Annotated in this window: 11 protein-coding genes and 1 pseudogene; all 12 read right to left on the bottom strand. The window is 32.2% G+C overall.

Going from position 1 to position 11,083, the window contains the following annotated elements; translation table 11 throughout:
* Window positions 1–1,113 (bottom strand): tyrosine-type recombinase/integrase (locus JV528_RS08660; protein ID WP_162778994.1); only part of this gene is annotated, 1,113 nt, incomplete at its 3' end.
* A 2-nt stretch (window positions 1,114–1,115) separates the two neighbouring features.
* Window positions 1,116–2,201: a tyrosine-type recombinase/integrase gene (locus JV528_RS08655; RefSeq protein ID WP_000867971.1), complete on the bottom strand. Its 1,086-nt coding sequence runs from the start codon at window positions 2,199–2,201 to the stop codon at window positions 1,116–1,118.
* 113 nt (window positions 2,202–2,314) lie between these two features.
* Window positions 2,315–2,636: pseudogene (locus JV528_RS08650) on the bottom strand (JAB domain-containing protein).
* A gap of 20 nt (window positions 2,637–2,656) precedes the next feature.
* Complete coding sequence (locus JV528_RS08645; protein WP_031796664.1) at window positions 2,657–3,163, bottom strand: DUF1643 domain-containing protein; 507 nt, start codon at window positions 3,161–3,163, stop codon at window positions 2,657–2,659.
* A 17-nt stretch (window positions 3,164–3,180) separates the two neighbouring features.
* The gene (locus JV528_RS08640; RefSeq protein ID WP_031796663.1) at window positions 3,181–3,492 is read right to left on the bottom strand and encodes a DUF960 family protein; all 312 of its coding nucleotides are present in this window, start codon (window positions 3,490–3,492) and stop codon (window positions 3,181–3,183) included.
* A gap of 95 nt (window positions 3,493–3,587) precedes the next feature.
* Window positions 3,588–3,926 carry an SAUGI family uracil-DNA glycosylase inhibitor gene (locus tag JV528_RS08635; RefSeq protein WP_031796662.1) on the bottom strand — a complete coding sequence of 113 codons (339 nt, stop codon included), beginning with the start codon at window positions 3,924–3,926 and terminating at the stop codon, window positions 3,588–3,590.
* 105 nt (window positions 3,927–4,031) lie between these two features.
* A complete protein-coding gene (gene ccrC / locus JV528_RS08630) occupies window positions 4,032–5,708 on the bottom strand; it encodes a cassette chromosome recombinase CcrC (protein ID WP_204168513.1) in 1,677 nt (558 codons plus the stop codon).
* 225 nt (window positions 5,709–5,933) lie between these two features.
* The gene (locus JV528_RS08625; protein WP_204168514.1) at window positions 5,934–7,577 is read right to left on the bottom strand and encodes a DUF5906 domain-containing protein; all 1,644 of its coding nucleotides are present in this window, start codon (window positions 7,575–7,577) and stop codon (window positions 5,934–5,936) included.
* Window positions 7,577–7,945 carry a hypothetical protein gene (locus JV528_RS08620; RefSeq protein WP_039069791.1) on the bottom strand — a complete coding sequence of 123 codons (369 nt, stop codon included), beginning with the start codon at window positions 7,943–7,945 and terminating at the stop codon, window positions 7,577–7,579. Before JV528_RS08620 ends, JV528_RS08625 begins: the two co-directional genes overlap by 1 nt.
* A complete protein-coding gene (locus JV528_RS08615) occupies window positions 7,938–9,038 on the bottom strand; it encodes a DNA polymerase (RefSeq protein ID WP_204168515.1) in 1,101 nt (366 codons plus the stop codon). The genes JV528_RS08620 and JV528_RS08615 overlap by 8 nt, the downstream gene beginning before the upstream one ends.
* 210 nt (window positions 9,039–9,248) lie before the next feature.
* Window positions 9,249–10,574: a DUF6038 family protein gene (locus tag JV528_RS08610; RefSeq protein ID WP_037576913.1), complete on the bottom strand. Its 1,326-nt coding sequence runs from the start codon at window positions 10,572–10,574 to the stop codon at window positions 9,249–9,251.
* A gap of 33 nt (window positions 10,575–10,607) precedes the next feature.
* A partial coding sequence (locus JV528_RS08605) for an Abia family HEPN domain-containing protein (protein WP_239475533.1) occupies window positions 10,608–11,083 on the bottom strand: 476 nt, incomplete at its 5' end.

The following is an 11,083-nucleotide window of genomic DNA, read 5'->3' as shown; positions in this document are numbered from 1 at the left end:
ACAAAGTTCACTGATACGCATTCCGCATTCTTGAAGTACCATAACCATTGTAGCAATATAAGGTTCCAATTTATCTAATTTCCCATTTAGTTGTTCAAGTATATGTTCATCAATATAACGTGGTAGTGCCTTCGGCACTTTAGGGTAATCTTCTTGAAAGATAAGGATCTTAGAAGGTGTATCCTTCCAGTCATACCTTTGAATTGTAGTAAAAAAAACGTCTAAAGTAGATATTCGTCCAGTTACAGTACTGGGTTTTAAACCTTTTAAATTAATATAATTTAAATATTGCTCAATTTCATTTCTAGTTAATTGATGAATCCTTTGTATACCTTCACAATTTTTGTTCATGAAATTAAAAAACTCTTTTAATTTTGAAGCTATATCTACTACGTGAGAAAAGCTAGCTATGTTTAACATTAGTTTACAATATCGCTTAACTATTTCTTTAAAATAATTATTCTCAAAACCCTTAAAGTTGATCGTATATTCGTAGGATGTTGGGTTTACCTTATCTTCCGGTAATGATAATTTTCTTCGATTCCAAACATCTTTTTCCCATTCTTCCCCATCAAAATAGAAGTCCTCATAGAATTCCATAAACTGTTTAAGATGAGTAACGTAATAGGAATTAGCATGTACAGTAACTTTCTGCTGATTTACATCAAGTTTGTAATTAGTAGTCGTAGTTTTTACTTTTTGTTCTGTTAAGTAGGTCCGGTATTCTGTCAGAGCTTTTTTTATAGGCACTTCGGTTATCGATGTAATATTAGGATATTTTAAATTTAAAAATCCCATCATCCGGCTTATCACTGTTCCCTTTCTAATCCAAACGGATTTTGCATTCCAAGCTCCATTATTCAAGTGAAGGTAATAAAAATATTTTAATTCTGTTTTCAACCAGATATTTTCCACCTTATCGAAATTTACCCAACGATTTCTTAGTGACGGATTCTTACTTAACTCAATTGCACTAGGATGCGGACAAATTCTTATATCCCATCTATCTGCTGCCCAATAACCTTTTAAAACACTTGTCATATTAGCTATTTTTTTATTAATCTCTGTACTAGCGATAAGCTTTCGATTAGTTGCTACACTTGGAAATTTCATTGTCATGTTTCTCTCCCTTGAAGATACTTTTTATATTCATTCTTCATATCTTGATCAGAAAGATGAACATACGTATCAAGTGTTGTTTGTACATGGGCATGCCCTAATCTTTTTTGTACATATGCAGCATCCCATCCACTTCTAATAAGCTCTGTGGCATGCGTATGACGTAATATATGGGCAGTGAAAGTAATCCCTGTCCGTTTTCCTAGTCTTCTTATTAAGTCTAATACACTTTGATATTTTAGAGGGTGGCCAAAATAAGAATCTTTAAGATTAATAAATATATAATCATGATCTAAATCTTCCCCATATTCATGTACTAAGTAATCGGTATATAATGCCATTAATTCCTTACTTACATCAATAGTTCTTTCTTTTTTAAGTTTAATATAAGCTCCATTTTCATTATGATCTCTTGGCCTGATGTTAATCTGGTTATCCCATGTTGAAATATCTTCAATACGAAGGGATAATGCTTCTCCTATCCGAAGTCCCCCTTCATACATAAGCATAATAAGTAACTTATCTCTTTTGGTATGACATGCCTCAATTATTGCTTTGACTTGTCCATGTTCTAATACTTGTACAAGTTTCTTTTTGACCCTAAGCTTTAAAATATTTTTTTTATAGGATCTACCTTTAGAAATATGGTGAAGAAACCCCTTAAAGTTTCTTCCTCTTGCTTCTTTAGACATATCTATAGCTTTAAAATTTTCTGTGCGATTTAAATACTCTAAGAAACTAGTTACAGCGTTAAGTATGGAATTAACTGATGTTTCCTCTCTTTTAGCCTTCTTTGGTTGTATATCTATTACCTTTAAATGCCCTGCTGGATTTCTTAACCATCCTACAAAGTTTGCTAAATCCTCAAATTGTAAATCTCCTAATTCGATTCTACTTTGGCTCATAAATTCATAAAACAGCTTGAGATGATAACAATATGTTTTAATGGTATTTGGAGCTTTTCCCGTATTATCCAAGTACTTTATAAATCGCTTAACCGGTTCTATCACTTCAAATTCTTTATCTAGCAGTATGTATAACGGATATGATTTTTCCTCCACAATTACTTTCTGAACCTTCATCTTTCCACCACCTTTAAATACTTTAACTACTATTAATAATACCCTTATATATTTAATAGTTAAAGCACTGTAATTAAAAAATCCTAAACTTCGAGTACTTAGAGTACTCTAGTTTAGGATACTATGTTTAATACATCTCCACTTGGATGATTATGGCCTAAAATAATACTGTTTGCGTTACTGAGTATCGCTGTTTTGAATATTTCTCTGGGATGAATCACTGTTTGGTTAATAGATCCAATCGATAATGTTTGAATGTGTGTAGGTTCATTTTTACTATTCATACATATGAGAATGAGATGTTCTCAGTCACTGTTTCCAATGAATGAACGCAAGATTTCTGCCGCATCCTCAGGGTTTGAAATACGATTTTTTTAGGTAACTTAATCTATCTGATTTTATCATTTGTAGTGAAACAATATTGATTTCCTTCATCGTTTACCTCCATATATAGTTTATACTTTCAAAGTCCATTTCTGTCTCGCTTTCGGATTAAGGGGATGCATGATTTCTTTGGTTACGGGGTTCACGAGTTGTTTTACTTTCTTCTTATGTGGTTTCAACATTTCTAATACTTCATTGACACGCGTTTCAACAATGGGTTTTTTAGCGTAAGCACCCCATGCTAATATCACTTCATCTGATTCTTTCACTGCCTTCATAATCTGAATGCCTGTATGATTATCATAGGCATTTTCTAAATGTTTGAGATTGATAGGGGTTGTAATATTAGAGTATAGATTCACAAAATTGATTGAGCCAAATGCATCCATTTCTGAAACTTTGTTCATAATGAGTTGTGTGGTTAGGTCAATATTGAGAATGCCATCATAATGCGGATACATTGTGATGATTGTGATTGTTTGTTTTTCACTGTCCCATGTTTTCTTAAGTAGATAACGATGTTGTTGGTCATCACTGAATATGGCTTCAGTTTGTAATGTGCTTTTGATTGTTTTCATATGTTTTTTCTCCTTAATTAGTATTCTTCGGGTAGTAACATGACGTAATAAGAAAGGTCTACATCATCTTCTCGGATAATGTAGACCTTATTCATATTGATAGCTTTTGAATAATTCGCTTTATGAGTTTTGACGTACTCAGGACGTTCTTGTTTGTGTTTGATATATAGTTGGTTATTGTGCATATTTAATTGGAATATATGAAAATAATCCAATGATTCCTTGCCTTTTGATTGTTTTTGTTCTCGCTCAGATACGAGTTCCCATAATTGATGTTGTAATGTGATAGGTAAGTTGTTGGCGATACCACGGGTGATATATCTATTCATAAGATATCTCCTTTCGTTCTGATTCTTTCATCCATGTAATGATTTCGCTTAGGATAGTGATTGCTAGCTGTGTGATTTTGATATATTTATGCATATTATTGTCCTCCTGTTAGTAAGTATCGTTGGTCCAAAAGTGGCATGATAGTGTTGTGTAGAAATAAGAAATCCATATCATGATTTTCATCGATATAGCCGATGGCTATGAGCTGTTTCTGATAATAGAGAATGAACGGATAGAGATTACTTTCGTGAAGTGTATCAGAGTAGTAGGTATAGGTTTGAAGTATTTTATTACTGAGTGGACCAAGTCGTACATATTTGTCAGGTAGGATATCATCAGCGATTTCTTCGATAGATTCACATTCCCACTTTTCATCTTTTGGCAGTTTGAATAAGTTGGTTATATAGTGCTTGAGTTGTTGTTCCAATGTCATTGTTATGACCTCCTAATGTATTTGGTTGATGTATACATGTGATACATCATTTAGATAATATATATTTGATTTTTATTTCATTTCTCTCACTTTTGTCACTAAGAACTAAGTGGTAAAAGTGGTAATTTGGTCGATGAAATAATTCTTTCGACCGTCTATCTCGAATTGAAATTTAGGCATAAAAAAAGACCCCCAATCTTTTTTCAAAGATTGAGGGATAAGACTTTCATCAATTTTATACCTTACAAGTTTTACTTGTTTATCTGTCGTAATTTCAATAGAGTCAATCAACATCTTCATAAGTTGATTTTTTGCTTCTGGTGTAGCTTCTCTTAAATAGACACTAAATCGGCTAATCATCATGGTTAAGTGGCTCTTAAGTTTATCATAATTTGGTACTTCAGCTTGTGATTCCGTAGCTTGTTGTGCTTCTTTAATTTGCTTATCTAGCATCTCTAGTTGTCCATTCATCTGACTTTGTTTTACTTTTAACATTTCGCTATCCATTTGATCATCTAAGAACAATTCTAACAATCGTTCTTGTTGTGTTTTAACTTTTGCTTTTTGTTTTTCTAGACTATCAATATCATATTTTATTTCTGTTTGTTTACTATGCTTTTGTTTCAGTTCTTCTATCACATTTGACGCAATCTGCTTAATAACATCAGGTTGTGAAAGAATACGATTCAAATGAACATTGATTACGCGTTCGACGACTTCAGCATTAATCGCATTACTATGACAGGCAGAACTCCCAGAACGGTTAAATAATGAACAAATGTAATAACGCTTGATTGTTCGTTCTTTTGACTTTTTGGTTTTATAATAAGTCCGTCGACATACCATATTATTGCCGCACTCTGGGCATTTAATAAGGCCACGTAAGTAGAAATCTCCACCAATAGGTCGACCCGGTTTAAAACTTTTAGAAGCTAGTTTCTCATGAACTTGATCAAATACATCTTCACTTATAATGGCTTCATGCTTACCTTTGACCAATATCACATCATTTTTATCACTTTTACCACTTCTTCGCTGAACAGCCCAATTTTGATGGTTATTGAATCTGACATACCCTTTATAGACTGGATTATTCAAAATATATTTCACGCCAAACACTGAAAATGGTTTTTGATTAATGGTGCGATATCCTTTTTGATTTAGAATTGTCGTGATTGCTTTAAGTCCTTTATTGTGATTCAAATATAAATCAAAGATTTCCCGTACAATATTAGCTTCATTTTCATCGATAACCAAATCATTTTTCTGTGTCAATGGATTAAGTGATAATTTGTAGCCTAAAACACGACCGGTGATTGCCTCTCCACTACGCGCCTTAGCATTCATCGACATCTTGACATTACTGATCAGTGTTGAACGTTCGATTGATCCGATTAACCCAAACATTGTAACGAGTACTTCTCCAGAAGCATTGGATGTATCAATATTCTCAGATATCGATTTATAACCTACGCCATGCTCTTTGAATTCATGAATAATATTAAACACGTCTCTCATTGAGCGAGAAATACGATTCAATTTCCAACTTAATACCATTTCGATTTTATTATCCTTAACATCTTGTAATAGACGTTTCATTGCTGGTCGACCTTCAATATTTTTACCCGATATACCAGAATCAATATAAGTTTCATAGTCATAACCTGGATAGTTTTTCACAACCTCTTTGATGAGTACTTGTTCTTGCTCATGGATTGAGTACCCATGCTCCGACTGCTCTGACGTACTAACGCGTGAATAAAGTGCAATTTTACCCTTCATATCATACCACTCCTTTTATTAGATTATTGCTACAGACCATCGGTCTTGTAACATCATATGGATAATATATATTTATAATTTCGTTTCATTTTTATCACTTTTACCACTTAATCATATGAGTACTACAGGCAACTGCCTGTAGTACGTAATTAGCCTTACTTACCTTTATTGAGACGTTCTTCAATGATAGGTACAAGCACTTCTACAAATGCTTCAATTTGTTCATCATTCATCGTCAAAGTCCTCCCAATCAAAATCCAAATTCTCTTCATCTAATGCCTCATCGTCTGTTATATTTTCATTTTTATCTAATGAAATAATATTATCTTTTTTCGAAATATCATGAATCTCTTTTTTATCGGCTTCTTTCCAACCTAAATCAATCCAATAATCGTAGCCATTGTATAGTTTGGTTTGAGTATCAAAGTTTGCTTGAATTAACTGATTAATAACCTGAGAACTCACCTTTATTTCTTCATTAATAACTTTATTTAACTCGGATACTTTGATTCGTGATCCTGGTTTGATTTCTATAAGTTTTCTGAGTAAATTAATACACGCTTTCTGATTTGCAATACTTGCTGATTTACTAGAAACAAATTCATATCCAAAATTTAACCAATCGTGAGTAATTTCAGTGACACGACTATTTTCAAGGTACTCGATATCTGCTTTTACAATCTGTTGATACACATACATCAAATAAAGAAAGATTTCTTTCTTCTCACTCTGGAGCTTATCAATCAATGAAGTGTCCGCTTTTTCAACATAATATTCACATGGAATAACATTAATTCGACGCTCCAAAGCTTTCGCATGTTCAGCAGGAAAATTAAGTACCGCATTTGTACCAAAAACAAGTTTCAAATCCAAAGTGACCTCCACTTGAGTTTTTCCTTTACGATCAACATGCATTGATTCTACAGATAATAACTTTTTGAAGTCATTTACAATCTTTTCTTGAATCCTAGATTGCCCAATTTCATGACTTGCCATTAGACTTTTGTCAATTAAACTTTCCTTGTCAAAACGACCTTCAAGCTCATTAAGTGCCTTAGACACAATATCTTTACTATAGAAAAATGATTTAACTAGTTCAATATATACAGATTTCCCATTCTTAGCTCCACCATATAATATGAGGCCTCGACGGTATTTAGTATCAGCTGTAAGTAACACTGCTGTATGTTGGAAAAGAAAGTATTGTAAATCATCGTCATAATTCGCAAGTTGTAACATATATTGGTTAAAATATGGCGGTATCTTATCAGTAATTACATCATTTGTACTTAATGATAAATTCAATCGTGTTTTTGGAAAGATATCGATTGGATTTTTAACGACTTGAAACGTATTAAGATCGAACATATTTTCACCACAACCAATATAGTGCTCATTCTCAACAAGTTCTTCTACATCTGTTGATTTTTGCAGACCTTCAACCACATTATTCAGTGCACTTTGCGTAGGCGTATAACCGATTAACAGTACTTGTATCATTTTTGATACAAATCCTTTTAACTCGTCTTCACTTAGCTTTTGCCAACCGTTAATTTTGAATATATACAGTTCCGAATTGAAGCGTTTGATATGAAAAACTTTTATCATCATGTCTATTAATATTGTGTCACTTGGTTTCTTCTTAATACCGAAATAGCTATAGATGTTAGGTCGATAATCCGTATCTTTTGGGATATTAAGTCGTAACTGATCGATAAGTTCGTTATACACTGTTTCACCTTGTACCGTTTTTTCTATTTCATCATCATTGCCAATACTCATGGTTAGGATAGCAATCAGACCTTGACGGTCGATTGCCTCCTTAGCCACACTTATTATTTTTGTTAACATTTCGAATATATGTTTCATTATAATATGCCTCCAGTTTCATTTAATGGTGCTACATCGTGTACATAATAATTACCGTTATATTGACCAATAAAGATTAAATGCTTTCGGTCAATGTAAGGTTCATATGTTTTGTGACCCACGCTATAGTTGCTATGACGTTTAAGCCAATCATGAATTGACAACTGATTAGCGCTCGGTTTTGTTGGAATATTACGATTCGCATATACAATCTGATTGTTCACTTCAATTTCATACGTGAATTGATGCTTTATTTCACCTGAGAAATCTGTTTGGATCACAGAATGTAACGTAGCTACATATATATTATTTTCTTTGATTGGTGTACTACTTGGGATGTGTAGGCTTTGTCCTCTATCATTATTCATGGTCTACGCCTCCTATTTCTTCCACTGTCACATGTGCAAATTCACCATTGAACAACTGGTTAGCCGTATATTTCATTAACTGACCCACATTTTGTGCAATTTCTTCATCTTCACATTCAATCATAATCGCATCGTGTATCGGTACTATAATCTTGAACGTTTTTTGATCGCACTGTGCTTTGTACACTTTTAGCAGAATGTGCTTGAAAATATAACTCGCTACCGTTTGTACGTAGATTGCCATAATACTGCTACCTTGAAATGCGCTCATATCATGTTCAATGCCGTAAGGCATAGGCATGGTTTTATGCTCTTCGATTTGTTTCTTAAGTTCAATGACTTTTGTAAATTGGCTGACCGCATCCAACCATTGCACTTCACTTACATAATGTTTCAACTTGAATTTAGGGCTATCGAAGTTGCCGCCAAATAGAAACGAACCAATAAATGCACGTTTAACAAATACTCGTAGCTCATCTGATAAGCCTAATTCACTTAGCAATGCGTCATACAGTCCGTCTTTCTGATTTAAAAAGTCAATCAGTTTTGAATCTTGAGTCATGTACGCAACAACCGAAGGTTCAAATGAGTTGAAATCGATTGTATACACCTTCTTAAATTTTGAAGGTAAAATCGTATGTTGAACTGCTTTAGGTAAGCCTTGAAGATTAAAATTTTTAGTTGTAATTCGATGTGTTCGTGTACCAATCAACGATAATTGCGTATATAATCGATTCGTACCACTTAATGCCTGTTCTAACCTTTCAAATAGCTTTTCGATCTTATCAGAATGTTCATCATTCTTGGCTCTTTCAAGCATTGTTGCTTTGATATCCGGTAATTTATCGATATTAAGCGTAATAGGTTCTGATTCAATCTCTTCCTTTAATGCTTCCAACCCTTGATGTACTCCCACGTATTGGTCTAATTTAGCTTGTTCACCAGCTAAAAGTGCATTATATTTTTGATCTAACTGCTGGCTGAATTGTTGTTGTAATTGTTGAACGTCATCTTGGTTAGATGATTTGTCCATTAACCATTGCTGTATTTTGTTACTCTGAGTCAACGACATCAGTTTGTCTCTTGTCTCCATGTAAATCTTCTCCTTTATGGTTGAAAGTGGCGCGCTCACTTTCAACTTAAAATTTGTTCAAAACGTTTTGACAAGACAATCTTAATACTAAATAGAGGTCGTTGATGAAGTGGCAAAAAAATTCAAAAAAATTTCCACCAAGCAAATAAGCTCAATCCCTTTATATCAGGGATTGAGCTTACCAATTATTTATTAAATTTTTACTTAACTTCAATTAGAGCTTTTTCGGTTATTCCTTCTTTTTAACAGTTGATTCTTAAATTGCTTCATTAACATTGCCATTGGGATGTTATTTTCGTGCGTCTTAGTCACTTCAATTTCATTATTATAAGCATTATAAAATGATTTATATTCATTAATATAGCCATTTTTCATATCATTATAATGTTCAGTCTTATTAATGTATCGGTCTATCAATGTTACAACTTGCTGCATATCATCCATAAAATATTGGAACATTTCATTGCCTATGTGTGAATGATTTTTCTGATTTAATACTGCTGCAGAATGAAAGTCTAATCGTTTACGTAACTCTAGTAAATGCTTTCTAATTTGTTCATCCTCATTAAAAAACTCAATATTATCATTAATGACCTTTATCTTATTATCGAAGTCATATTTTTTAGATTGTTTATTTAAGTTTTCCTTTTTGTTAAGCTCTTTATCTATCATTTTCGATACATCTCTAAGGAAATAATGCTCCATATCTCTAAATGTTTGTGTTCTGTGATGAGGTTTAGCATTTCTCATTCCCCATCCATCCGCAGCTCGTTGAACTTTATTTAATATATTAATCAATAACCAATCTAATTGTTCATCTCTATCATATATAAATGCTCTCTCTTCATCTATACCTTCAGTTATTACATTATCTGTTAATTGATTTACAAAATAATTATATCGAAAATCATGCTGACTTGACCTTTCACTCGTTTGATGATGTTCATTAATTCGTTCAATATATTTGCTTTCTGAAAATGATGAATAAATAGTTTCGTGTATAGCAAATGCAATTTTATCACTTAATTCCACTTGTTTATCTATTGGTAATTGACTCATTACTTCAGAAGCTAATTGTAACTTATCGTTTATTTTACTGCCTGAATCAAACACCTTTTTTACATCTTGGTATGCTTTTTGTGCATGTATATGTAACTTTAATGGTTTAAATTCAATTTTATCTATGTCATTCTTAACATTTTTAATAAAATTCGCATATTGGGTAATATCAATATTTTCTATCGCATCTTTTCTCAGCCTTACATCTTCATCCGTAATTGCTTTTGGTATGTTATCATCTGTCATATTATTTAATAAGACACATAATATATCAAAAGCAATACCATTGAAACTATAAGCAGCTCTTTCACTTTCACCAGAATTTTTTTGAAATTTCTTCATATCAACCTTATAAATATCAACTAATTTATCAATTCTTTTCTGCAATTGAGCTTTGTTTTTAAGACCTAAAGCTTTCTCGAGATCTTTCTTTGTATATGTTTTTTGAATTCTTTCTTTGAAATTAGATTTACTCAACCTATTCACCTCTTCGATTCATTAAAATTAATATCAAAAGCTATTAATTAGTAAAGTTTCCGATTGCCTTATTAAATTAATTATTTGGGATTCTTTCAACATTTGGTCTTCAATTATTTCAGCCGAAGAATGATTGATTGGATTGTATTGGCGTAATCTATATAATTCACTCAAAAAATTATCAATGTTTTGTTTTTTATAATAATTTGGATTTAGTTCTTCAAAATCCTTTTTTACATTATTTACTTTATAATGTCTATGATAATCTGGTAACTTTCTTTTAGTATATGAAATACCTTTATAGCACATTAGTAATGAAACTATTCTATCAAAATAAGTTTTATAATAAGCAAATGCTTCTAGTATATCACCATTTTTGTCATGAAATTTATATAAAAAGTAAAGATACCATACTTTTGAACTATTATCTGAAAATGCATTCTTTAAATTTAAGTTTAAAATATAGTTATATTCTTTATCTAGCTCTTTTAGATAAAGTCCGTATAATT

This window comes from Staphylococcus sp. GDB20D11A (assembly GCF_016893255.1).
Classification (GTDB): Bacteria; Bacillota; Bacilli; order Staphylococcales; family Staphylococcaceae; genus Staphylococcus; species Staphylococcus aureus.
The sequence above is the reverse complement of the archived record's forward strand: the minus strand, read 5'-3'. Positions and strand labels throughout refer to the sequence as shown.